The 21,983-nt window shown below is 67.5% G+C and carries 15 protein-coding genes; 4 read left to right on the forward strand and 11 right to left on the reverse strand.

Translation table 11 applies throughout. The features are described from left to right. Nucleotides 1-69 precede the first annotated feature (69 nt). From OG293_RS07220 to ngcE, 9 genes are all read right to left on the reverse strand, one after another. The gene (locus OG293_RS07220) at nt 70-1,359 is read right to left on the reverse strand and encodes a sugar ABC transporter permease (protein WP_405997934.1); all 1,290 of its coding nucleotides are present in this window, start codon (nt 1,357-1,359) and stop codon (nt 70-72) included. After that, a complete protein-coding gene (locus tag OG293_RS07225) occupies nt 1,356-2,144 on the reverse strand; it encodes an ATP-binding cassette domain-containing protein (RefSeq protein WP_405997935.1) in 789 nt (262 codons plus the stop codon). The genes OG293_RS07220 and OG293_RS07225 overlap by 4 nt, the downstream gene beginning before the upstream one ends. A gap of 182 nt (nt 2,145-2,326) precedes the next feature. Then, nucleotides 2,327-3,439: a substrate-binding domain-containing protein gene (locus OG293_RS07230; RefSeq protein ID WP_405997936.1), complete on the reverse strand. Its 1,113-nt coding sequence runs from the start codon at nt 3,437-3,439 to the stop codon at nt 2,327-2,329. A 122-nt stretch (nt 3,440-3,561) separates the two neighbouring features. Next, nucleotides 3,562-4,761, reverse strand: a complete 1,200-nt coding sequence (locus tag OG293_RS07235; RefSeq protein ID WP_405997937.1) for an ROK family protein — start codon at nt 4,759-4,761, stop codon at nt 3,562-3,564. 215 nt (nt 4,762-4,976) lie between these two features. After that, a complete protein-coding gene (locus OG293_RS07240; RefSeq protein ID WP_405997938.1) occupies nt 4,977-5,162 on the reverse strand; it encodes a hypothetical protein in 186 nt (61 codons plus the stop codon). 264 nt (nt 5,163-5,426) lie between these two features. After that, on the reverse strand, nt 5,427-5,909 hold the full coding sequence (locus tag OG293_RS07245) for a MarR family winged helix-turn-helix transcriptional regulator (RefSeq protein WP_405997939.1): 483 nt from the start codon (nt 5,907-5,909) through the stop codon (nt 5,427-5,429). Nucleotides 5,910-6,015: 106 nt separating this feature from the next. Further along, entirely contained in the window at nt 6,016-6,933 is a 918-nt protein-coding gene (locus OG293_RS07250; protein WP_405997940.1) for a carbohydrate ABC transporter permease, read from the reverse strand. A 2-nt stretch (nt 6,934-6,935) separates the two neighbouring features. Further along, on the reverse strand, nt 6,936-7,859 hold the full coding sequence (locus OG293_RS07255; RefSeq protein WP_405997941.1) for a carbohydrate ABC transporter permease: 924 nt from the start codon (nt 7,857-7,859) through the stop codon (nt 6,936-6,938). 49 nt (nt 7,860-7,908) lie between these two features. After that, the gene (gene ngcE, locus OG293_RS07260; RefSeq protein WP_405997942.1) at nt 7,909-9,357 is read right to left on the reverse strand and encodes an N-acetylglucosamine/diacetylchitobiose ABC transporter substrate-binding protein; all 1,449 of its coding nucleotides are present in this window, start codon (nt 9,355-9,357) and stop codon (nt 7,909-7,911) included. Between the two features lie 508 nt (nt 9,358-9,865). Here ngcE and OG293_RS07265 point away from each other — a divergent pair. Together OG293_RS07265 and OG293_RS07270 are read left to right on the forward strand one after the other, a co-directional pair. After that, a complete protein-coding gene (locus tag OG293_RS07265; RefSeq protein WP_405997943.1) occupies nt 9,866-13,702 on the forward strand; it encodes a GH92 family glycosyl hydrolase in 3,837 nt (1,278 codons plus the stop codon). Nucleotides 13,703-13,906: 204 nt separating this feature from the next. Then, nucleotides 13,907-14,833 carry an FG-GAP repeat domain-containing protein gene (locus tag OG293_RS07270; protein WP_405997944.1) on the forward strand — a complete coding sequence of 309 codons (927 nt, stop codon included), beginning with the start codon at nt 13,907-13,909 and terminating at the stop codon, nt 14,831-14,833. 104 nt (nt 14,834-14,937) lie between these two features. On the opposite strand, the gene acnA is transcribed toward OG293_RS07270, so the two are convergent. Further along, nucleotides 14,938-17,655: an aconitate hydratase AcnA gene (gene acnA / locus OG293_RS07275; RefSeq protein ID WP_405997945.1), complete on the reverse strand. Its 2,718-nt coding sequence runs from the start codon at nt 17,653-17,655 to the stop codon at nt 14,938-14,940. Nucleotides 17,656-18,276: 621 nt separating this feature from the next. Here acnA and OG293_RS07280 point away from each other — a divergent pair. After that, nucleotides 18,277-18,633 carry a VOC family protein gene (locus tag OG293_RS07280; RefSeq protein WP_405997946.1) on the forward strand — a complete coding sequence of 119 codons (357 nt, stop codon included), beginning with the start codon at nt 18,277-18,279 and terminating at the stop codon, nt 18,631-18,633. Nucleotides 18,634-18,682: 49 nt separating this feature from the next. Next, entirely contained in the window at nt 18,683-20,212 is a 1,530-nt protein-coding gene (locus OG293_RS07285) for a helix-turn-helix domain-containing protein (protein ID WP_405997947.1), read from the forward strand. Nucleotides 20,213-20,361: 149 nt separating this feature from the next. On the opposite strand, the gene OG293_RS07290 is transcribed toward OG293_RS07285, so the two are convergent. Next, a complete protein-coding gene (locus OG293_RS07290; protein WP_405997948.1) occupies nt 20,362-21,912 on the reverse strand; it encodes a PP2C family protein-serine/threonine phosphatase in 1,551 nt (516 codons plus the stop codon). Between the last annotated feature and the right edge of the window lie 71 nt (nt 21,913-21,983).

A 21,983-nucleotide genomic window follows, 5' to 3' on the forward strand; every position in this document is an offset into this window, starting at 1 on the left:
CGCAATCGGGTGAACACGCAGAGGTGCCCGGCACCGCGAACGGTGCCGGGCACGTCTGGTGAGGCGCGGTCAGGCGCGACCAGCGGTCTTCTGGGTCTTGCGGGTGACGGAGTCGATCACCACGGTCGCCAGCAGAACACCACCGGTGATCATGTACTGGATCGGCGTGGCGATGCCTTCCAGCGCCAGTCCGTACTGGATGGAGACGATCACCATGACACCGAGCAGGGCGTTCCAGGTACGTCCACGGCCACCGAAGAGGCTGGTGCCACCGATGACGGCCGCCGCGATGACGTTCATCAGCAGGTCGCCGGCGCCGGCGCTCTGGTTGGCCGCGGCGATCTTGGACGCCCAGAACAGACCGCCGATGGCGGCGAACGTTCCGGCGATCGCGAAGACCGAGATCCGGACCGCCGTGACGTTGATACCGGCACGGCGGGAGGCCTCGACGCTGCCGCCGAGCGCGAAGATCTTCCGGCCGTAGGTGGTACGGCGGAGGAGGAAGTCCGTCACCACCAGGACCACCAGGAACAGGACCAGCGCCAGCGGCAGGCCCTTGTACTGGTTGAACATGACCGCGGCGGCGAAGGCGATCACGGCGAGCAGAACCGAGCGCACCACGATGTCGACGAGCGGCCGGGACGGAATGCCGGCGGCCTCACGACGGCGGGCGTCGAAGAAGGCCGAGAGGAAGAACCCGGCCACGGCGACCGCCGCCAGGGCGTAGGCGGCCGCGACGTCCGTGAAGTAGTACGTGGTCAGCTTGCCGACCACGCCGTCGCTGTCCAGGTTGATGGTGCCGTTGTCACCGAGCAGCTGGAGCATGAAGCCCAGCCAGAAGAGCAGACCGGCCAGCGTGACGGCGAACGCGGGCGCCCCGATCCGGGCGAAGAAGAAGCCGTGGACGGCACCGATGGCCGCGCCGCTCGCGATCGCGATGATGACCGCGAGCCACTCGTTCATGCCGTGGGTGACCGTCAGTACCGCGACGAGGGCGCCGGAGACACCGCTGACGGAGCCGACCGACAGGTCGATCTCACCGAGCAGCAGCACGAAGATGATGCCGACGGCCATCATGCCGGTGGCGACCATCGCGACGGCGATGTTGCTCAGGTTCTGCGCGGAGAGGAAGTTCGAGTTCAGGCTCTGGAACACCACGGCGATGATGATCAGACCGATCACCACCGGGATCGAGCCCAGGTCGCCGGAGTGCAGCTTGCGCTTGAACTCCGAGATGTAGCCGGCGAAGCCCTGCTCGCGCACGAGCAGCCGGGGGTCGACCGCGGTGACCGCGTCGTGCGCGGCCTCCGGGTTGACGACGGGCGCGTCGGAGTGTGCGGAGGTCTTGTCGATGCTCACTTCTGAACCTCCGTGGTGCGCGCCGCACGACGGGTCACGGCGTTGTCCGTGGCACCGGTGATGGCGGAGATGATCTCTTCCTGCGAGGTGGACCTGACCTCGAACACGCCGTTGTTCCGGCCGAGGCGCAGGACGGCCACCTTGTCGGCGACGGCCTTCACATCGGCCATGTTGTGGCTGATGAGGATGACCGCGTGGCCGCGCTCGCGGAGCCGCTCGACGAGGTCGAGAACCTGTGCGGTCTGCTCGACACCGAGGGCCGCGGTGGGCTCGTCGAGGATGACCAGCTTGGGCTCACCGAGCATGGAACGGGCGATGGCCACCGTCTGGCGCTGACCGCCGGAGAGCGAGGCGATCGGAATGCGCACGCTGGGGATGCGGATCGACAGCGTGTCGAGGAGCTCGCGGGCGCGGCGCTCCATCTCGACCTCGTTGAGGATGCCGCGCTTGCGGACCTCCCGGCCGAGGTAGAGGTTGCCGACGACATCGATGTTGTCGCACAGCGCGAGGTCCTGGTAGACGGTCGCGATGCCCAGGTTCTGGGCGTCGTGCGGCCGGTTGATCTGGACCTTCTTGCCGTCCCACTCGATGACGCCCTCATCGATGGGATGCACGCCGGCGATCGTCTTGACCAGCGTGGACTTGCCGGCGCCGTTGTCGCCTACGAGGGCGACCACTTCGCCGGCATGGACCTCAAGCTCTACATCGGTGAGCGCCTGAACGGCACCGAATCGCTTGGAGACCCCGCGCAACGCCAGCACGGGCGTAGCGGACACGTGAACCATCTCCTTCGCCGCCTGACCGGCGGGGATGCCGCGCCGGGAGAACGGGCGCGGTGGTTGAGCAGAAGCAAATGAAGGGAGAAGCGTTTCTGCCCGGTGCTCCGCCCCGGTAGCGGGGGCTGAAGAGGGAGCGGAGCACCGGACAGGGCCTCAGGGGTGAGTAGGTCCCGTAAGGCTTGGGGGACCTACTTCAGGCCGAGCGCGTCGCAGGCGGCCTTGTACTTCGGGGTGCAGATCTCGGCGACGGTGTAGACGCCGTCCTTGATCACCGTGTCGTTGATGTTGGCCTTGGTCAGGGAGACGACCGGGACGAGCACCGACGGGACACCCTTCGTGGTGGGGCTGTCGACCTTCTCCTTGGCGACGGAGTCGAGCTTCTCGCCCTTGGCGAGCTTCACGGCCATCTCGGCGGCGGCAGCGGCCTCCGGCGCGTACGGCTTGTAGACGCTCATGAACTGCTCACCCGCGACGATCCGCTGCACGCCCGCGAGCTCGGCGTCCTGGCCGGTGACCGGCGGGAGCTTGGCGAAGCCGCCGGCCTTGAGGGCGGTGATGATGCCGCCCGCCATGCCGTCGTTGGCGGAGTAGACACCGATGATCTTGTCCTTGCCGAGGGCCGCGATCGCGGCCTCCATGTTGGCGTTGGCGTTCTCCGGCTTCCACTCCTTGGTGTCGTACTCCTTGCCGACGGTCACCTTGCCGTCGAGCTCGGCGTGCGCACCCTTCTTGAAGAGCGCGGCGTTCGGGTCGGTGACCGCGCCGTTCATCATGACGATCTGGCCGCCCTTGGCGTTCGCGCCGAGCGCGCCGACGAGCGCCTTGCCCTGGACGTGGCCGACCTCTTCGTTGTCGAAGGAGGTGTAGCCGTCGATCGGGCCCTCGGCCAGACGGTCGAACGCGACGACGGGGATGCCCGCCTCCTTGGCCTTCTTCACCGAGCCGGCGATGGCCTTGGAGTCCACCGAGTCGACGATGAGCGCGTTCACCTTGTTGGTGATCATCGTGTCGACCTGCTGGTTCTGCAGCGTCGCGTCCTGCTTGGCGTTGGCGTAGATGACCTTGGCCTTGCCGTTGGTCAGCTCGCTGATCTTCTTCTCGATGAGCGGCTTGTCGAACTTCTCGTAACGAGCGGTCTGGTTCTCGGGGAGAAGGAGACCGATGGTGATGTCGTCGCCCTTGGCGGCGCCGCTCTCCTTCGTCTTGTCGCCGGACTCCTTGGCGCTGCCACAGGCGGCGAGAGAGACGGCCATGGTGGTGGCGGCTACGGCTACGGCGGCACGACGCATACGCGTGTTCATCTTCGAAAACCTCCCTGACGAGGCCGCGTCGCTGCGGCCGAGGTGGCTGGAAGTCAACTCGGCCCCGGTGCCAGCGTCAAGGAGTAAATCCTTAACGAGATGACAACGGTGCCATTCGTTATCTAAGTGAAGACAGGTGCCCCGGCCGGGAGGGGACTGTCCAAAAGGGTTGAATCGCCCATTTCGCTGAGAGCGAGGGCCAGTGACCCCAGCACTTCGGCACGCCCCCCGAGCGCCCCCGGAAGGACGGACAGCTGACGCGCCGCACTGGGAATCGCGTAACGGGAAACCGACTCCCTGATCGGTCCGAGAACCAATTCTCCCGCTTCGGCAAGATTTCCGCCCAGCACGACTCGACTGGGATTGAGTAGATTGCACAGATTGGCCACACCGCTGCCGATATGGCGCCCTACGTCGGCGATGACCCGGCGGCAGCCGGGGTCGCCCTCGCGGGCCAGCTGGACCATGCGCTCCATGGTCAGATCGGCGCCATGACTGGACTGGAGCAACGGCAGCACGTAACGGGCGGCGGTGAAGGTCTCCAGGCAGCCTCGGTTTCCGCAGCGGCAGACCGGCCCCGACTCGTCCAGGGTGATGTGCCCGATCTCGCCGGCCGTGCCTCCAGGGCCCCGGTAGATCTGTCCGTCGATCACCAGACCGGCGCCCACACCGCTGGCGACCTTGATGTACGCGAGATCCCGGACACCGCGGCCACTGCCCCAGACCAACTCGCCCAGGGCGCCGAGGTTGGCGTCGTTGTCGACGTACACGGGCACCCCGAGACGCCCGGAAAGCTCCTCGCTGGGATTGATCCCGCTCCAGCCCGGCAGGATCGAGGTCGAGCCGAGAGTCCCGGACTCCACGTCGATCGGGCCCGGCACGCCGAGTCCGACGCCGATCACCTTGTCCCGGCCGATGCCGGTCGCCGCGATCAGCCGGGTGACCAGCTGTTCGGCCCGGTCGAAGCCCTCGGCGGAGGAGGCGTCCACGTCGAGCGGCTCGGACTCCTCCGCGAGCACCTGGTGGGCGAGGTTGCCCACGGCGACCCGCAGATGGGTGTGGCCGAAGTCGACGCCGATCACGACGCCCGCGTCGCCGCTGAGGGAGACGCTCCGAGCCCGTCGGCCGCCCGCGGAGGTGGGCGTGACCTCGACGGTCCCGCCGTCCTTCAGTTCACGAACGATATTGGAGACCGTGGCCGCGGAGAGACCCGTACTCCTCGCGATCTCCGCCTGGGTGAGCGAGCCCGCCATACGGACGGCGCGCACGACCCGTTCTAGGTTGGCCCGGTGCAGAGACGTCTGCGATCCCGGAGTCTCCATTGACTCATCCACTCCTGCCCCCGGTGGGCGGCGCGACGGCCGCCCCCGGCCGGGGCCACGGCATGCAACCCCGACGTTTCTCCAACTTGTGAACTCTAAGCTCAACTCTCGGGCCTTATTCCGTCAAGACCTTGAGCGGAGCCAACAGCCGGAGACGACAGCCGGGACACGAGCGCCCATCGCGACCCCGCGGGCCTCGATCGGGCGTTCAGGTGCTACCGGGCACCGTCCAGCACGGCATTGGCCCGCTCGGTGACCAGGGTCAGCACACGGCCCGCGGTCGCGAGGTCCTCGCGCGGGAGATCGCCGTAGATCCGCGCGGTGAGTTCGCCCACGGCCGCCCGGATCGTCCCGTTCAGTGTCCGCCCTGCTTCCGTGAGCCGCAGCCGGGACGGGCTCACCGGGCACCGACTCCAGCAGCTCGGACGCGGCGAGCTCGCCGACGACCGCCAGGGCCGCCGCTTCGTCGATCTTCAGGCCGCCGGTCAGCCGGGCCAGCAGAGCGTCGCGCTCGACGGCCTCGCCACCGTCCGCAGCGGCGTTCAGCGCCACGGTCTGCTGGAAGGTCGCGCCGGTACGGGAGAGGGCCGTCTCCAGGACGGCCCGCGTCGCGTAGTGGGCCTGCCCTATGACCTGGCCGTTGAGGGAGGGTGCGGTGGACATGACTACTCCTTGATCGAGGGATCGGGAGAGGAGAGATCGAGTGGCGTGTCGAGAAGGAGCGCCAGTTCGCGGGCGAACACCTCGGTGCGCCGCCCTTCGAGGCCACCCAGGGGTTCCAGGAGCTGGTCGAGGAGCTGCCGGACGACCCCGATCGCCCGGCGGGTGACCTCCTGCCCCTGCGGGGTTAGCGCCAGCTGGACCGCGCGGGTGTCCGCGGGATCCCGCAGCCGCTCCACGAGGCCGGCGGCCTCCAGGGCACGGGCCAGCTTCGAGACATAGAGCGCTTCGAGGCCGGTGTGGTCGGCGAGCTGCCGCTGACTGGGCCTGAGCCCGGACCGCTGCATGCCGTACAGCGACCCGACCAGTGAGTACTGCGCGTGGGTGAGACCGAGCGGCGCCACGGCCCGGTCGACGGCGACCCGCCATTTCGTCGACAGGCGCCAGAGCAGGAAGCCGGGCGTCGGGCCTTCGTTAGTTGAACTCATGAGTAATACAGTACATAGCGACTATATACATGGCTACTATCACAGGAAAGAAGGGGTCGGCATCCGAGGTCCGGGCCCGGCCCCTGGGGGAGCCGGGCCCTGTCCCCTACTTCAGCGCTCCGGCGGTCAGACCCGCGACCACCTGGCGCTGGAAGATGACGTACGCCGCGAGCACCGGCAGCATCGCCATCACCAGACCGGCGAAGAGGCCGGACCAGTCCCCCTTGTAGCCCTGACTGACGGCGAGCTCCACCAGACCCTGCGAGAGCACCTTCTTGTCCGGGTCGGTGTTGAGCACCGTGGGCAGCATGTACTGGTTCCACTGACCGAGGAAGTTGAAGATGCCGACGCTGATCAGGCCCGGCTTCGCCATCGGCAGCATCACCTGGAAGAACGTCCGGGTGTGCGAGGCCCCGTCGATCAGCGCCGCCTCCGCCACCGACGTCGGCAGCGTACGGAAGAAGGCGGTGAGGAAGAAGACGGTGAACGGCAGCGAGTAGGCGATGTAGACCAGGATCAGACCGTGCAGCGTGTTGAGCAGGGCGATGTTGTTCAGCACATAGAACAGCGGCACCAGCGCCAGCATGATGGGGAAGCTCATTCCTCCGATGAAGAGGAAGTAGATGAAGCGGTTCCCGGGAAAGTCGAAGCGCGCCAGGACGTACGCGGCCATCGAGCCGAAGACCAGGGTGCCGACGAGCGAGCCGCCCACCACCAGAACGGTGTTGAGGAAGTAGTCGCTCATATGGGCCTGCCCCCAGGCGCGCGACCAGTTGTCCCAGTGCAGCGCGTCGGGCAGCGACCACGGGGAGGTGAAGATGGCCTTGTCGGACTTGAACGAGGTCATCACCGCCCAGAGCAGCGGCAGGACGACCATGATCGCCCAGATGACGAGCACACCGTGGGAGAAGACGTTGAGGACCCCGCCCTCGCTCTTGGGCGCCCTGGCGGGCGGCGGGTCCGTCTTCACTGCGGGCGGGCGGCCTTCAACAACGCCGGCGGGCGGGATGTCAGTGGTCTTCATCGTCAGTACTCCAGCCGCTCGCGCCGGCCCAGCCGCATCACGACGGCCGCGAAGGCCAGCGTGACCACGAGCAGGGCGACACCGATCGTGGTCGCGTATGCCGCCTGCCCGTCACGGAACGCCGTTTGGTAGACGTACAGCGTCAGCACCGTGGTCGAGTAGTCGGGCCCGCCGGGGCCCACGGTCATGATCTGGACGACCGCGAAGGACTCCGCCCCGAGGGCCAGAATTCCCATGTAGACCCAGCCCGACTGCACGGTGTCCCACAGGAGCGGCAGGGTGATCCGGAAGAATGTGGTGAAGCGGTTGGCGCCGTCGAGCAGCGCGGCCTCGTAGAAGTCCTTGGGGATGGAGGCCATACCCGCCGAGAAAAGCACGACGAAGAATCCGACCGTGCTCCAGACCAGCACGGCCATGACGCACCAGAGCGCGAGATCGGGGTCGCCGAGCCATTCAGGCTGGAGATCGTCGAGGCCGACGGCTTTCAACGCTCCGTTGATCGCGCCGTCATTGGGGTTGTACGCGAACTGGAACAGCAGGGCGACGATCGCGATCGACAGTACCTGGGGGAAGAAGTACGCGATCTTGTAGAAGGACGAACCGCGCACGCCGGCGATGGCGGCGCCCTTTCGGCGCCGCCCGCCGACATTGAGCATGAATGCGAAGAACAGCGCGAGGCTGAGTGTCACCAGCGGCAGCAGCAGCGCGAACCACAGACTGTGCTGCAACGACTTCCAGAAGATGTCGTCGTCCAGCATCCGACTGTAATTGTCGAAGCCGACCATCTTGAAGTCCGGGCTCAGGCCTGTCCAGTCCGTGAACGAGTAGTAGATGGACTGGACGAACGGCCAGATGACGAAGATTGCGTACAACGCCAAGGGGACTGACAAAAACCCCACAATGAACCGGTACTTGCCGTGTTGCATGGTTACCGACCCCGATCTTCCGGCGAATGCCGCCGCTGGTGACGCCTGCTCACTGGTGCTTGTAGTGCTTGATCGACTGGTCCTTGGCCGCGGCGTCGGCAAAGCCCTGGATCTTCTTGATGGTCTCCGCGGGGGTCGCGCGGCCGGCCATCATCTCGCCGAGTCCGGCGACACCGATCTGCTCCTTCTGGAGCTTCACGTACCAGTCCTGAAGACGCGGGTTCACCACGTTGTCGCCGGCCTTCTTGAGCGCGTCGACGCCGGACTGCATCGCCGTCGACAGGGTGAGGCCCTCGGTACCGCCGTTGAACGCCGTCAGCGACTTCACCTGCTGCGTGAAGCTCTTCGAGGATGCCTCGCTGAGCATGATGCGCAGCTGCTCCATGCCGCCCTCGGCGTTCTTCGCCTTGGCCGGGACGACGAAGGGCTCGCCGCCGGAGGCCCAGATGGTGCCGAACGGCAGTTTGTCGGACTTGTCGAGGCTGGAGGGCGCGGACACCATCATCTTGAAGTCCTTGGGCGTGGTCTTCGCCGCCTCGTTCTCCACCCAGGAGCCGTTGGGGATGAAGAGCGCCTTGCCCTGGGTCCAGGCCGTCTGGGACTGGATGTGGTCGATGCCGGGCGTTCCCTTGAGGATGTAGCCCTTCTTGAAGAGCTCGTAGTACGCCTCGAACGCGGCCTTGACGGCCGGGTGCTCCCAGGCCTTGGGCTCCAGGTTGTCGATCGCGTCGAGGACCTCGCGGCCGCCGATCTTGGCGATGAAGGGGTACAGGGAGAACGGCAGGTAGTAGGGGTACTTGCCCGCGTAGGTCCAGCCGGCGATGCCCTGCTTCTTCGCCTTCTCGCACAGGGCCAGCATCTCGTCCCAGGTCTCCGGGTACGTGGCGTCGAGCTTCTCCAGGGCCGTCTGGGAGTACCACACGCCGTACACCGTGTAGGCGTAGTAGAGGATCCAGACCGGGTCGCCGTCGAACTGACCCATCTCGACGATGCCGGGGCGCAGGGTGTCGCGCACCTTCTTGTTGGGGTCGTCGATGGAGGGAGCGTCCAGCAGCGGGGTGAGGTCGGCGAGCTGCTTCTTGCCGACCAGGACGCCCATGTCCATCTGCTGGGCACCGGAGTTGTCGATCAGGTCCGGCGGGGTTCCACCATTGAAGCGGGGCTGAAGTTCCGACTGGATCTTCTGCGTGGCGCGGTGCTTGACCTTGGGGGCCTTGGGGAAGGCCTCCTGGTACTTCTTCTCCGCGTCGAGTGCGTACTGCTGTCCGAAACCGCCGTCGAAGATGACGACCTCGAGCTGCGCCGTCTCGTTGACGCCAAGAGGGTTCTTGGCGGTCTTCTTGCCCTTGTCGACCTTCTGGTCGCCGCCGCTGTCGCTGCTCGCACAGGCGGAAAGGAAGCCCATCGACGGGACGGTGATCAAACCGAGCGCGGCAGACCGCTTGATCAGATCACGACGGCCGAGGCCCTCATTGTTGCGGGCGGAGGTGGATCCCATGCTCAAGTCCTCGCCTTCTCCAGGACTCAGGCGGTGTACCGGTCGCCCGTCCTTCTCGCCTCAGGCGAAGGGCCCCGCCACCGCGGTCAGTTGCTGTGTCTTCCCGGGGGGAAACTCAGTGAAGCTTGGGTCGTGCACGGTCGGCAGCGGGAACCGATCTTCCGCGGCCGGCGGTGACGCACATTCGCCCGGCCACCGTCCCTCGTCCCCCCTGACCCGCCTTGTGGAACAGCTATGCGGACGTCGACAGGTATAGTCCACTTCCGGCCGGGGGAGCAAGATCGAAAGCAACTTTGGACGGCAGTCTTTCCCGAGTTGAGACCTCGCGGATACCTGAGCCCCGTGCGCGCCCATCCGATCACAGCATTCTTCGCGGAACGGCAGAAATCGACCGCCGGGCATCGCCAACACCCTTGACACCGAATGGCACTTGCCTCCCTACTAGAGCCTGCGCAACGCGCCTGACAACGTTGTCTATCGCGGCTTCAACTGCAGGAAAGGCCCCGGGATGCAGCCCAGACCCCGACCTCGACAGAGACAATTCCACGCGGCAGCCCTGGTGGCTGCCGCTTCCCTGCTCGTTCTGACGGCCCAGTCCGCGGCCGTCGCCGTGCCAGTGCCGTCCGCCCAATACCCCTCCGCGGACCGGGAATTCCACTCGTCCTTCGAGGCAGACGAGCCCCAGCCCGACTGGCGCAACACCGTGGACGTCGGCGCCGACGGAGAAAAACGCTCATCCGGCGTCGATGGCGGATTCTCCAGCGGGATACCCGGCAATGTCACCGACAAGGTGATAGAGCTGCGCGCCAGCGGCGAGAACACCGGAGCGGGGGAGACCAAGGAGAGTCTGGTCGATCTTCAGCCGGGCACAAAATGGCTCACTTTCGAACCGACCGCCTGGGTCGAGTTCGACACCGACAGCCCGATCAAGGTTGTCACCTACGCGCTGACCTCGGCGAACGATGCCGCCGAGCGCGACCCGAAGGACTGGACCCTCAAGGGCTCGGCCGACGGCAAGGAGTGGAAGGTCCTGGACACCCGTCAGGGCCAGACCTTCGAGAAGCGCTTCCAGACCAAGACGTACGACATCGCCGACGGGGCGAATGCCACGGCGTACTCGCACTACCGTCTGGAGATCGCCAAGAACAACGGCGCGGACATAACCCAGCTCGCCGATGTCCAGTTCTCCAACGGGGACACCAGCACGCCGACACCCGACGACATGCGCAGTCTTGTCGACCGGGGTCCGGGCGGCTCCCCCACCGCCAAGGCGAATGCCGGATTCACCGGAAAGCGTGCCCTGCACTACGCGGGCACCCATAAGGCGGAGGGCCGGGCGTACTCGTACAACAAGGTCTTCGACGTCAACACGGCCGTGCGCCGGGACACCGAGCTCGCCTACCGGATCTTCCCCTCGCTGCCGGAGACGGATCTCGCCTACCCGGCCACCCATGTGTCCGTGGACCTCGCCTTCACCGACGGCACCTATCTGAGTGATCTGAGCGCCCTCGACTCGCACGGTGGGCTGTTGACCCCGCAGGGGCAGGCCGCCGCCAAGCGCCTGTACGTCAACCAGTGGAACCAGGTGTCCTCCCGGATCGGCTCGGTCGCGGCCGGAAAGACGGTCGACCGGATCCTGGTGGCGTACGACTCCCCCAAGGGCTCGGCGAAGTTCCAGGGCTGGATCGACGACATCTCGCTCGCGCCGAAGGCCCCCGAGAAGCGGTACTCCCACCTCTCGGACTACGCGTCGACGATCCGCGGCACCAACTCCAGCGGCTCGTTCTCACGCGGCAACAACTTCCCCGCGACCGCCGTCCCGCACGGCTTCAACTTCTGGACCCCGGTGACCAGCGCCGGCTCCAAGAGCTGGCTGTACGAGTACGCGCGCGGCAACAACGCGAACAATCTGCCGACCCTGCAGTCCTTCAGCGCCAGCCATGAGCCGAGCCCGTGGATGGGCGACCGCCAGACCTTCCAGGTGATGCCGTCGGCCGCGTCCGGCACTCCGGACACGGACCGGGTCAAGAGGGCGCTGCCCTTCCGGCACGAGAAGGAGACCGCCCGTCCGCACTACTACGGGGTCACCTTCGAGAACGGCCTCAAGGCCGAGATCGCCCCGGCCGACCACGCGGCGATGATGCGCTTCGCCTATCCCGGCAACGACACGAGCGTCATCTTCGACAACGTCACCAAGGAAGGCGGCCTGAGTCTCGACCCGGCCACCAGTTCCTTCACCGGCTTCTCGGACGTCAAGAGCGGACTGTCCACGGGCGCCACCCGCATGTTCGTGTACGGCGTCTTCGACGCGCCGGTCACCGCGTCCGGCTCCGAGGGTGTCAGCGGCCATCTCCGCTTCGACGCGGGCAAGGACCGCACGGTCAATCTGCGTCTGGCCACGTCTCTCATCAGCGTCGACCAGGCGAAGAAGAACCTTGACGTCGAGATCCCGCGGGGCACCCGCTTCGAGCGGGTGAAGGACCGGGCCCAGGACGCCTGGGACGACCTGCTCGGCAAGGTCGAGGTCGAGGGCGCGAACCGCGACCAGCTGACCACGCTCTACTCCAGCCTGTACCGGCTGTACCTCTATCCCAACTCCGGCTTCGAGAACACGGGCACGAAGTCGCGCCCCAGGCATCAGTACGCGAGCCCGTTCTCGCCGATGACCGGGCCCGACACCCCGACCCGTACCGGCGCGAAGATCGTCGACGGAAAGGTGTACGTCAACAACGGCTTCTGGGACACCTACCGCACGACGTGGCCCGCGTACTCCTTCCTCACGCCGAAGAAGGCGGGCGAGCTGGTGGACGGCTTCGTCCAGCAGTACAAGGACGGCGGCTGGATCTCCCGCTGGTCCTCGCCCGGCTATGCCGATCTGATGACCGGCACCAGCTCGGACGTGGCCTTCGCCGACGCTTACGTCAAGGGCGTGCACTTCGACGCCGAGGCGGCGTACGAGGCGGCGCTGAAGAACGCAACGGTCGTGCCGCCCACCTCCGGCGTCGGCCGCAAGGGCATGGAGACCTCGCCGTTCCGCGGCTATGCCTCCACCGAGACCCATGAGGGACTGTCCTGGTCGCTGGAGGGCTACCTCAACGACTACGGCCTCGCGAAGATGGGCCAGGCGCTCCACAAGAAGACCGGGAAGGCCCGCTACCAGGAGGAGTCGGAGTACTTCCTCAACCGGGCCCGGAACTACGTCTCGCTCTTCGACTCCAAGGCCGGCTTCTTCCAGGGCCGTGATCTGAAGGGCGACTGGCGGGTCCCGTCCGGCCAGTACGACCCGCGGGTGTGGGGCTACGACTACACCGAGACCAATGGCTGGGGTTATGCGTTCACCGCGCCCCAGGACAGCCGCGGACTCGCCAATCTCTACGGAGGCCGCCCGGAGCTCGGCAAGAAGCTCGACGCCTACTTCTCCACACCGGAGACGGCGTCACCGGAGCTGGTCGGCTCGTACGGCAGCGTCATCCACGAGATGACCGAGGCCCGCGATGTGCGGATGGGCATGTACGGCCACTCCAACCAGGTCGCCCACCACGTCCCCTACATGTACAACGCGGCCTCGCAGCCCTGGAAGACCCAGGAGAAGGTGCGCGAGGTGCTCTCCCGCCTCTACACCGGCAGCGAGATCGGGCAGGGCTACCACGGCGACGAGGACAACGGCGAGCAGTCGGCCTGGTACCTCTTCTCCTCGCTCGGCTTCTATCCGCTGGTGATGGGCAGCGGTGAGTACGCGATCGGGTCGCCGCTGTTCACCAAGGCGACGGTCCATCTGGAGAACGGCCGCGATCTGGTGGTCAAGGCTCCCCGTAACAGCGCGAAGAACATCTACGTGCAGGGTCTGAAGGTGAACGGCAGGTCGTGGAACTCCACCGCTCTGCCGCACGGCCTGATCGCCCGCGGCGGCACGCTGGAGTTCTCCATGGGCCCGAAGCCGTCCTCGTGGGGCACGGGCAAGAACGCCGCCCCTGTCTCCATCACCCAGGACGACAAGGCGCCCTCGCCCCGGCACGATGCGATCACGGCGAGCGGTCCGCTCTTCGACAACGCCTCCGCGACGGAGGCCACGTTCGAGACGGTGGACCTGCCGGTGCCGTCCGGAACGCGAGCGGTGCAGTACACGCTCACCTCGTCGGCGAAGGCCAAGGCCCCGGCCGGCTGGGTGTTGCAGGGCTCGCAGGACGGCACGGTCTGGAAGGACCTGGACAAGCGGTCCGGCCAGAGCTTCGCCTGGGACAGGCAGACCCGCGTCTTCACCGTGGGAAGGCCCGGCACCTATGCGAAGTACCGGCTGGTGGCGACGGGATCGGCGACGCTCGCGGAGGCCGAGCTGCTCTCCTGACATCGACGATTTCGTCACAGAGTGACACAGCCCCGCACTCGGTTCGCCGGGTGCGGGGTTGTTTGCACCTTCTGCGACCGCTAGGGAGGCCTTGCCTCCACTTCAAACCGATTGACTGGTAAAGAGATTGTGCAAGGATCTCGTTGATCCAGCGTTGACCCTCATGAGGTTCATCGCGCCTCATCATTCACATGGAGAAAATACGTGGCCAATCTTCCCGGCCGTAAGCGCGGGCGCGGCATGTCGCGTCTCGCCGTAGCAGCCATAGCCGCTGCCCTGGTCGGCACGTCCGCCGGGGCCGCCGTGGCCGACACCCCGGTACCGGCACCGCTGAAGAGCGCCGACATCGCCGCCGCCGCTGTGGCCGAGCCGTCGAACGCGCCCGCCGCGGCGCAGGCCGGCTCCACCCCCGTGTTCCTGCTCTGGGGTGTGGACAAGAACACCAACGGTTACGTCTACGGCCCGAGCGGCACCGGTGGCTTCGCCACCCGCTCCTTCGTGGACAGTGGCTGGAACGGGATCAAGCTCGCCGCCGCGATCGACCTCAACGCCGACGGCGAGTCCGACGGCGCCTGGACCTGGGACACTTCGGGTCACGTCGCCTTCGCGGACGACACGCAGTCCAAGCTGGTCGGCAGCGGCTGGAACATCTACAACACGGTCCTGACCCCGAGCAACCTCGGCGGCACCTCGACCGACGACGTCCTCGCCCGCGACAGCGCCGGTGTGCTCTGGCTCTACAAGGGCAACAGCAACGGCACCCTGACCGCGCGTGTGAAGGTCGGCTCCGGCTGGAACATCTACACGCACATCACCGGCAAGGGCGACCTGTCCGGTGACGGCCGCGCCGACCTCGTCGTCAAGGACTCGGCCGGCGTTCTGTGGCTGTACAAGGGCACCGGCAACGCCACCGCCCCGTTCAGCGCCCGCACCAAGGTCGGTTCCGGCTGGAACATCTACAACAAGATCATCGCCAACGGTGACCTGAACCTGGACGGCCGCGCGGACGTCGTCGCGCGCGACGCCGCGGGCGTTCTGTGGCTGTACAAGGGCACCGGCAACGCCGCCGCCCCGTTCAGCGCCCGCACCAAGGTCGGCTCGGGCTTCAACATCTACAACAAGCTGTTCTGATCCGGCTTCGGGTCCGAGCGCCGATCGGGTAGCTGATCGACCGGCTCGCAGTCATACGGAAGGGCCGCACCCCGTCACCTTGGGGTGCGGCCCTTCTGCCGTACTCAGTTGCGGATCAGGTTCCGCAGCACGTACTGCATGATGCCGCCGTTGCGGTAGTAGTCGGCCTCACCCGGGGTGTCGATGCGGACGACCGCGTCGAACTCCACACCCGTGCCGGTGGTGACCTTGACCGTGCGCGGCGTGGTGCCGTTGTTCAGCTCGGTCACGCCGGTGAAGGAGAAGCTCTCCTCGCCGGTCAGGCCGAGGGACTCGGCAGTAGCGCCCTCCGGGAACTGCAGGGGCAGGACGCCCATGCCGATGAGGTTCGAGCGGTGGATGCGCTCGTACGACTCGGCGATGACGGCCTTGACGCCGAGCAGCGCGGTGCCCTTGGCCGCCCAGTCGCGGGACGAGCCCGAGCCGTACTCCTTGCCCGCCAGGATCACCAGCGGAACGCCGGCGGCCTGGTAGTTCTGGGAGGCGTCGTAGATGAAGGAGACCGGGCCGCCCTCGACGGTGAAGTCGCGGGTGTAGCCGCCTTCGGTGCCCGGCGCGATCTGGTTGCGCAGGCGGATGTTGGCGAACGTGCCGCGGATCATGACCTCGTGGTTGCCACGGCGCGAGCCGTAGGAGTTGAAGTCGCGGCGCTCGACGCCGTGCTCCGTGAGGTACTGGCCCGCCGGGGTGTCGGCCTTGATCGCACCGGCCGGGGAGATGTGGTCGGTGGTGACCGAGTCGCCCAGCTTGGCCAGCACGCGTGCGTCGGCGATATCGGAGACCGGGGTGGTCTCCATCGTCATGCCCTCGAAGTACGGAGGCTTGCGCACGTAGGTGGACTGCGGGTCCCACTCGAAGGTGTTGCCCGTCGGGATCGGCAGCGCCTGCCACTGGGCGTCGCCCGCGAAGACGTCCTGGTAGGACTTGTTGAACATGTCCTCGCCGATGGCGTTGGCGACGACGTCGTTGACCTCGGCCTCGGTCGGCCAGATGTCCTGGAGGAAGACCGGCTTGCCGTCCTGGTCCGTGCCCAGGGCGTCCCTGGTGATGTCCACCTTCATGGAGCCCGCGAGGGCGTACGCGACGACCAGCGGCGGGGAGGCCAGGTAGTTCATCTTGACGTCGGGGTTGATCCGGCCCTCGAAGTTACGGTTGCCGGAGAGCACCGAAGTGACCGCGAGGTCGTGCTCGTTGACCGCCTTGGAGACCTCCTCCGGCAGCGGGCCGGAGTTGCCGATGCAGGTGGTGCAGCCGTAGCCGACGAGGTTGAAGCCCACCTTGTCGAGGTAGGGGGTCAGACCCGCCTTGTCGAAGTAGTCGGTGACGACCTTGGAGCCCGGGGCGAGCGTGGTCTTGACCCACGGCTTGCGGGTCAGGCCCTTCTCGACCGCCTTCTTGGCCACCAGCGCGGCGGCGACCATGACATACGGGTTGGAGGTGTTGGTGCAGGAGGTGATCGCGGCGACGGTGACGGCGCCGTGGTCGATCTCGTAGGTCGAGCCGTCGGGGGCCGTGACGAGGGTCGGGCGGCTCGGCGCACCGTTGGGGTGGATGGCCGGGGCGTCGGAAGCCGGGAAGGACTCCTTGCCCGCCTCGTCCACCTCGTCCACGTAGTTGCGCACGTCCTGCGAGAACTGCCGGGCCGCGTCGGCGAGGACGATACGGTCCTGCGGACGCTTCGGGCCGGCGATCGAGGGGACGACGGTGGAGAGGTCGAGCTCCAGCTTCTCGGAGAAGTCGGGCTCTGCGGCCGGGTCGAGCCAGAGGCCCTGCTCCTTGGCGTACGCCTCGACGAGCGCGAGCTGCTGCTCGCTGCGGCCGGTCAGCTTCAGGTACTTGATGGTCTCGTCGTCGATCGGGAAGATCGCGGCGGTGGAGCCGAACTCCGGCGACATGTTGCCGATGGTGGCGCGGTTGGCGAGGCTCGTCGCGGCCACACCCTCGCCGTAGAACTCGACGAACTTGCCGACGACGCCGTGCTTGCGCAGCATCTCGGTGATCGTGAGCACGAGGTCGGTGGCGGTCGTGCCGGGCTTCAGCTCGCCGGTCAGCTTGAAGCCGACGACGCGCGGGATGAGCATGGAGACCGGCTGGCCGAGCATCGCGGCCTCGGCCTCGATGCCGCCGACGCCCCAGCCCAGGACACCGAGGCCGTTGACCATGGTGGTGTGCGAGTCGGTGCCGACGAGGGTGTCGGGGTACGCCTGGCCACCGCGGACCATGACCGTGCGGGCCAGGTGCTCGATGTTCACCTGGTGCACGATGCCGGTGCCCGGGGGGACGACCTTGAACTCGTCGAAGGCGGTCTGGCCCCAGCGCAGGAACTGGTAGCGCTCCTTGTTGCGGCCGTACTCCAGCTCGACGTTCTGGGCGAAGGCGTCGTTGGTGCCGAACTTGTCGGCGATGACGGAGTGGTCGATGACCAGCTCGGCCGGGGCCAGCGGATTGATCTTCGCCGGGTCGCCGCCGAGCTCCTTCACGGCCTCACGCATCGTGGCAAGGTCCACGACGCAGGGAACACCGGTGAAGTCCTGCATGATCACGCGAGCCGGCGTGAACTGGATCTCCTGGCTCGGCTGAGCCTGGGAGTCCCAGCTGCCGAGAGCCCGGATGTGGTCGGCGGTGATGTTCGCGCCGTCCTCGGTGCGGAGCAGGTTCTCCAGCAGCACCTTCAGGCTGTAAGGGAGGCGCGCGGAGCCCTCGACCTTGTCCAGCTTGAAGATTTCGTACGACTCGTCACCCACGCGCAGCGTGCTGCGGGCGTCGAAGCTGTTCGCCGACACGACAGTCTCCTTCATCAATGTGCGCGTACCTACCGCAATGCTGCCGCCACGGCTCCTCGCCGATCCGCTAAGGTAAGACTTAGTTAGGTAACCCTTACCGGGTGGCGGCTGCGGTACGCCTTCGGCAGATATCTCGATGTCGAGATAACTCTAGTACATGACCGCTGCCGGGTCATGCCCGGACCTCGGCCATGCCCTCTCCCTCCGCCCGGCGGCGCCTGCGTTCCACGGGTAACCCGGTTGCTCCGCCCCGAACGAGATTGCCAGGGTCAGGCCATGCCCATCGTCTCCGCGCGTGACGGAACCGAGCTCGCCTGTCACGAGTTCGGAGACGGTCCTCCACTCCTCTGCCTGCCCGGAGGCCCGCAGGACTCCGTAATTCGCCGGGCTGCTCCCGAACGCCGAGCTCGTCGTCCGGCCCCGAGTCGGACACTTCCCGTGGCTCGACGACGCGGAACGGTTCGTGGCGACCACCACGGCACTCCTGGGATGAATCCGGCGTTCCCGGGATGAACCACCGCCCGGCCGACGTTGGCGCCACCCCTGCGGAAGAACACGGGCCAACGCCCGTACGGCGGCATCCGGATTGCCCGGCCTCCGCGCCCGGCTCAGTATCGGATCATGTTCAGCGGAGCGCATGTGATCCTCTACAGCCGGGACGCGGATGCCGACCGGGACTTCGTCAAGGACGTGTTCGGCTTCGCCCATGTCGACGCCGGGCATGGCTGGCTCATCTTCAAGCTGCCGCCGGCGGAGATCGCCGTCCATCCGACGGGCCATCAGCCGAAGACCGAGTTCTATCTGATGTGCGACGACCTGGAGGGGACCCTCGCGCAACTCCGGGAACGCGGGGTCGAGATCACACAGGCTCCGAGCGACCAGGGGTGGGGTGTGCTGGCCGCCGTGCGGATGCCGAGCGGCGCCGAACTCCCCCTGTACCAACCGCGACACCCGACCGCCCACAGCCTCTCACCCTGATGGCTCACCCCTATACGATCACATCTCATATCTGAGATAGCCTGCCGCCATGGCAGACGACTACCTCGTACGCATCGGCAAGCTCATCCGTGACGCCCGTCAGCATCGGGGCTGGACACAGACGCAGCTCGCCGAGGCGCTCGGCACCAGCCAGAGCGCCGTGAACCGCATCGAGCGCGGAAACCAGAACATCAGTCTTGAGATGATCGCGCGCATCGGTGAGGCGCTCGACAGTGAGATCGTTTCGCTCGGGTACGCCGGGCCCATGCACCTCCGGGTGGTCGGTGGACGCCGGCTGTCCGGCGCCATCGACGTCAAGACGAGCAAGAACGCCTGTGTCGCGCTGCTCTGCGGCTCGCTGCTCAACAAGGGCCGTACGGTGCTGCGTCGCGTCGCCCGCATCGAAGAGGTCTTCCGGCTGCTGGAGGTGCTCAACTCCATCGGCGTGCGCACCCGCTGGATCAACGAAGGCGTCGACCTGGAGATCGTGCCGCCCGCGCAGCTCGACATGGACGCCATCGACGAGGACGCCGCACGCCGGACCCGCTCGATCATCATGTTCCTCGGCCCGCTGCTGCACCGGATGGACACCTTCCGGCTGCCGTACGCGGGCGGCTGCGACCTCGGCACCAGGACGATCGAGCCGCATATGATCGCGCTGCGCCGCTTCGGGCTGGACATCACGGCGACCGAGGGCCTGTACCACGCGAAGGTGGAGCGCACCACGACTCCGGACCGCCCGATCGTCCTGACCGAACGCGGCGACACCGTGACCGAGAACGCGCTGCTGGCCGCCGCCCGGCACGACGGCGTGACCGTCATCCGCAACGCGTCCTCCAACTACATGGTCCAGGACCTCTGTTTCTTCCTGGAGGCGCTGGGCGTCAAGGTGGAAGGCGTCGGTACGACGACGCTGACCGTGCACGGCGTCCCGACCATCGACGTGGACGTCGACTACTCCCCCTCCGAGGACCCGGTCGAGGCGATGAGCCTTGTGGCGGCGGCGGTCGTCACGGAGTCGGAGCTGACGATCCGCCGCGTACCGATCGAGTTCATGGAGATCGAGCTCGCGGTGCTGGAGGAGATGGGCCTCGACCACGACCGCTCGGCGGAGTACGCGGCCGACAACGGCCGAACCCGGCTGGTGGATCTGACGGTGCGCCCCTCCAAGCTGGAGGCGCCGATCGACAAGATCCATCCCATGCCCTTCCCCGGCCTGAACATCGACAACGTCCCGTTCTTCGCGGCGATCGCGGCAGCCGCTCAGGGCAAGACGCTGATCCACGACTGGGTCTACGACAACCGCGCGATCTATCTCACGGACCTCAACCGCCTGGGCGGCCGGCTCCAACTCCTCGACCCCCACCGGGTCCTGGTGGAGGGCCCCACCCGCTGGCGCGCGGCCGAGATGATGTGCCCGCCGGCGCTGCGGCCCGCGGTGGTGGTGCTGCTCGCGATGATGGCGGCGGAGGGCACGTCCGTCCTGCGCAATGTGTATGTGATCAACCGGGGGTACGAGGAGTTGGCGGAACGGCTCAACTCGGTGGGGGCGCAGATCGAGATCTTCCGGGACATCTGAGACGTCATCGGGTCAGAAGGCTTCTCTCCGGGCAGCCTTCTCCCCGGCCGGGCCGGAGAAGGCCGTCGGCCGTGTCACCTCCTCGGCGGAAACCATGGCCGACGGCCTTCGTAGGATCCCGGCGCCTTCACGGGATTGAGTTCATCGGCTCAGCCGCCTTCCCCGTCCGGCGGGCTGCGGAAGCGAGCGGCCATGATCGCGACGTCGTCCTCGGCATGCGCCGCGTCGAGCTCGCTCAGAACTCCGTCAACCAGACCTTCCAGCGTGCCGCCAGGGTCGGCGTGGACCCGGGCCAGACGGGCGAGCGAGATGTCGATGTCCTCGCCGCGGCGTTCGACGAGGCCGTCCGTGAACATGAGCAGCGTGTCCCCGGGGTCGAGCTCGCGGGAAGTGATGTCGTATCCGCCCACGCCCGTGCCGAGCGGTGGGCCGACCGGGAGCTGGACCAGGTCCGCGGTGCCGTCGCGGCTGAAGACGGCCGGCGGGAGATGACCCGCGCTGGCAAAGGTGGCGAGTCCCCGCGCGGGATCCACCCGGACGAGCAGGCAGGCGGCGGGGCGGCGGTCGGCGGCACCGGCGATGTCCTGGTCCAGGCGGCGCAGCACCCGGTGCGGCGGGACGTCGGCTGCCGCGACGTCGCGCAGCGCCGCGCGGTAGGTGTTCATGTCGACCGCGGCCTCCACACCGTGCCCCATCACATCGCCCATCACGAGCAGCGTCCGCCCGAAGTGCAGACGTACGGTCTCGAACCAGTCCCCGCCGACAAGGTCGCCCGAGCCGGCGGGCAGATAGCGCGTGGCCAGCTCGAGGTTCGGGTGCGGCAGCCCGGGATCGGTGAGGAGGGCGCGCTGCAGCTCGACCGCGGTCCGCTGTGCCTGGCCGAACAGCCGGGCATGCTCGATCGCCACGGCCGCCCGTCGCGCCGCCGACCGGGTGATCAGCACGTCACGGTCGCCGAAGCGGCCTCGCGCGCGGGCGACGAGCACCGCACCCAGTACACGGTCATGGAGGGTGAGCGGTACCGCCAGCCTGCCTTCGTCGAGGACGGTCCGCCCGTGCAGGACGCCACACGGCGGGCGGGCGGGAAGCAACTCGGCGTGACCCGCAACGGCGGCGCGCCGCGTACCGGGTCCTTCGGAGGCCTGGGGTTCCCTGGGCAGCAGGTCGACGGCCGCGGCGTCGGCCGGTCCGGCGGCGAGGAAGCTCACCAGTTCCCGGCAGGTGGTCCTCTCGTCGAGGGTCGTCCCGATCCGCGCGGCGGCCTCGGCGAGGCGGACCCGGTCGACGGGTGTGAAGGTCTCGACGAGAAGCCCCACCAGGCCGGTGACCTCTCCGTGGATGGTCAGCCGCTGCCAGGTGCAGCGGCTGACCGGGGTGAGGTTCGTACGGGAGTGCCCGTCGGCGAGCACGGCCGCAAGGAGGGGCGCCGGACCGACGCTCGACTGGGCCCGGTGGCTGACGGTACGGCCCTCCAGTCCCTCGCGCTCCTCCCCCGAGACACGGCAGTAGACGGGATCCGCGAAGAGGTATCTCAGGTCCGTGCCGAGGACGGCGAGCCCCACCGAGGCTCCGGCCCGGGCGGCGGTGTCCCCGGATCCGGCCTGGGCCGGAGAGTGCCGGGCCCCTGCTTCCGCGCGGGTTTCCCAGGCTCCGGCCGGGGCCGGAGAGTCCCCGAGTCCGTCCGGCGAGTCGGCACGCACACCTTCACCTCCTCCCGCACCGGCGATGCCCTCAGTTTCGTGCTCCGGCCGCTCAGCCGCATCACGGGCCC

Origin of the sequence: Streptomyces sp. NBC_00829 (genome assembly GCF_045161795.1) — a bacterium.
Taxonomy (GTDB): Bacteria; Actinomycetota; Actinomycetes; order Streptomycetales; family Streptomycetaceae; genus Streptomyces.

Excerpts from the sequence above, each read along its gene's own strand:
- OG293_RS07225 (WP_405997935.1), bottom strand. The coding sequence starts at position 2,144 with ATGGTTCACGTGTCCGCTACGCCCGTGCTGGCGTTGCGCGGGGTCTCC.
- OG293_RS07230 (WP_405997936.1), bottom strand. The coding sequence starts at position 3,439 with ATGAACACGCGTATGCGTCGTGCCGCCGTAGCCGTAGCCGCCACCACC.
- OG293_RS07235 (WP_405997937.1), bottom strand. The coding sequence starts at position 4,761 with ATGGAGACTCCGGGATCGCAGACGTCTCTGCACCGGGCCAACCTAGAA.
- OG293_RS07255 (WP_405997941.1), bottom strand. The coding sequence starts at position 7,859 with ATGCAACACGGCAAGTACCGGTTCATTGTGGGGTTTTTGTCAGTCCCC.
- OG293_RS07280 (WP_405997946.1), top strand. The coding sequence starts at position 18,277 with ATGTTCAGCGGAGCGCATGTGATCCTCTACAGCCGGGACGCGGATGCC.
- OG293_RS07265 (WP_405997943.1), top strand. The coding sequence starts at position 9,866 with ATGCAGCCCAGACCCCGACCTCGACAGAGACAATTCCACGCGGCAGCC.
- OG293_RS07245 (WP_405997939.1), bottom strand. The coding sequence starts at position 5,909 with ATGAGTTCAACTAACGAAGGCCCGACGCCCGGCTTCCTGCTCTGGCGC.
- OG293_RS07250 (WP_405997940.1), bottom strand. The coding sequence starts at position 6,933 with ATGAAGACCACTGACATCCCGCCCGCCGGCGTTGTTGAAGGCCGCCCG.
- OG293_RS07285 (WP_405997947.1), top strand. The coding sequence starts at position 18,683 with ATGGCAGACGACTACCTCGTACGCATCGGCAAGCTCATCCGTGACGCC.
- ngcE (WP_405997942.1), bottom strand. The coding sequence starts at position 9,357 with ATGGGATCCACCTCCGCCCGCAACAATGAGGGCCTCGGCCGTCGTGAT.